Below are 2,126 nucleotides of genomic sequence, written 5' to 3' on the forward strand. Positions count from 1 at the left end.
GCCATTATCCTGCGCAACAACAACACTTGCTTCCTCGGAAAACCCGTCGGGAACAACGTATCCCTCAATAACGTCACCGTGATCATACTCGACATTGAATAGCAATCGATCGTGTCCATATTGCGCGATTTGCATCAACCAATTCGGAAACTACTTCCTGGCAAAAACCGAAATGCATGGCCCACCCGGGTGGTCGTAATCTATCGCCTGAATCTCAATGGTAGAATAGCCTAAGCGCTTTAACAGGGTGAGAATATCTTTTCTTTCCAGCCAAAAATGGCGGTCTTTCATACCACCGCAAAAGGAAGCATTCTGCTCCGCATGCTGATAGCTCCGCTCATGATAATGAAGGTCCAGACCTGCAACAGAACGCAGTTCGGTTTTACCGGTGAACGGCTGACGTCTTAAATCAGAAGGCGGCATAGCCTCTTCGTCAAAAAAATGAGTCCAGATGAAAACGGCTTTTGCACGCTGCGACAATAGACGGAGGAACTCTCCCGGGTCGGGCATATGGTAAAGCACGCCCGAGGCAAGCGCGAAGTCGTACGTCTTTTCCGTCTCTTGAAGCCATTTCTGTATATCGCCCAAATAGAACGACACTCTATCGAGTTTTAGAATTTCCTTGGTGACCAGACATCGCAGAAAGCAGGACTGGTTAGCCTCTATTGCGTCGATGTTGAAAGGGCGCTCTTTGTTGAGGATGAACGTGTGCATTCCCTCAAGCGGGCCTACTTCCAGAACTTCCGCGCCACTTAGTGGGCCGTATGCTTCAATAGCGCCCGATATCCTGCCGTCCTGAAAGAGAGGAATATCACCGGCGGTCAAGCCTGGAAAAGGAAAAGAGGAACTCCAACCCGAAAGCGCGTCGATAGCATTCTGATGATGAGGACTTCTAGTCTCATATTGGGCGAAGATGCTAGTTTCCTTGCCTCCTCCGCCGAGAGGAGCAGACCTGTTGCCTTTATCAAGAAACAACGTTGAATAAATCCATTGTACGAAACCGCTAAAACGGAAGTAACTAGTTAGTATTCTCATCAATTTCCTGTTTGCGCCGGGGGTGAAGCTACCAGACCTGTACTTCACTTGCCGATAGTTGTTAACCGCACTGTATTTTGCGGCAAGGACCATGCAAGAATTTATGCAAATGCAAAATCGAAAACACCACGACCCGTCAGCACTTTAATGCGTTTGACGCTGCTTCTCTGAGAGCCAACATCTCGGGGGAAGCGAATGACGACCTAACTAGCTTAGCATAATCTGGGAAGCGTCGCGTGACGACATTGACACCAGCTTGAACCAATGCGTTTTTTTCCCCTTTGAAGCTTGCAGTACGAACGTGATACACAAATGAAGATGGCGAAACTACGTGCTTCCACCCCGCCGCTCCTGCGCGCATGCAAAAATCGTTCTCTTCACCGTATCCACGCGGAAACGCCTCATGATCAAACAAGCCGCATTCCTCTATCAACGAGCGTCGGATGTACATGCAGAATCCTGATCCCGTCGGAACCTCAGGTGCGACGCAATCCTGCGTCGCTTGAGTCAAAAGAAGCGCATATTCTTCATTGCTTAGATGTGGTGGTTTCGGGCAGTACTCGTTAAAGGTCGGGAAGGAAAATGCTCCCGCGTTGTCACTCATAGCGGTAGCGGTACCGATCTTTTCTCCACTATACGCTGCGGCTCGTAGCCCTTCAAGCCAACGAGGCGTAACGACGGTGTCGGAGTTTAATAGGACAACGTCGCTTGATCCAGCCTCTAAAAGGCCTCTGTTGATTGTCTTCGTATATCCCATATTGGTTACGTTGCTCAGTATAGTGACATTTTTAATGCCTTTATATTCGGAAATAACTTCTTCGACCCTAGGGTCGGGGCTTGAATCATTGATGACGATCAATTCATTAGTCTCTAGATCTGTATGTTTAGCAATCGAATTGAGGCAATTCAGTACTTCATCAGGAGCATTATAGACCGGAACGATAATCGATGTCTTCGCGTTTGCGCTCATTTTCGCAGGACTTGTTCGGGATTTTAACTTTGGGCTCTTCATAGATTTGCCCAGTATCTTTTCGTAGGCCTCCGCCAATGCTAGGCTTAGATTGTCTTGGCTGAAATTGTCTTTGACGAAA

General features: G+C 48.2%; 2 protein-coding genes. Both read right to left on the reverse strand.

Going from position 1 to position 2,126, the window contains the following annotated elements:
* Positions 1 to 150: 150 nt before the first annotated feature.
* On the reverse strand, positions 151 to 1,128 hold the full coding sequence (locus tag LC608_RS36690; protein WP_229558187.1) for a bifunctional 2-polyprenyl-6-hydroxyphenol methylase/3-demethylubiquinol 3-O-methyltransferase UbiG: 978 nt from the start codon (positions 1,126 to 1,128) through the stop codon (positions 151 to 153).
* Between the two features lie 43 nt (positions 1,129 to 1,171).
* The coding region (locus LC608_RS36695; RefSeq protein ID WP_229558188.1) for a glycosyltransferase family 2 protein at positions 1,172 to 2,126 on the reverse strand (955 nt) is incomplete at its 5' end.

It is taken from the genome of Nostoc sp. XA010 (assembly GCF_020829625.1).
In the GTDB taxonomy this organism is placed as follows: domain Bacteria; phylum Cyanobacteriota; class Cyanobacteriia; order Cyanobacteriales; family Nostocaceae; genus Nostoc.

What these genes read in the sequence shown, in the direction of transcription:
- LC608_RS36690 (WP_229558187.1), bottom strand. Translation starts at nt 1,128, where the DNA reads ATGGTCCTTGCCGCAAAATACAGTGCGGTTAACAACTATCGGCAAGTG.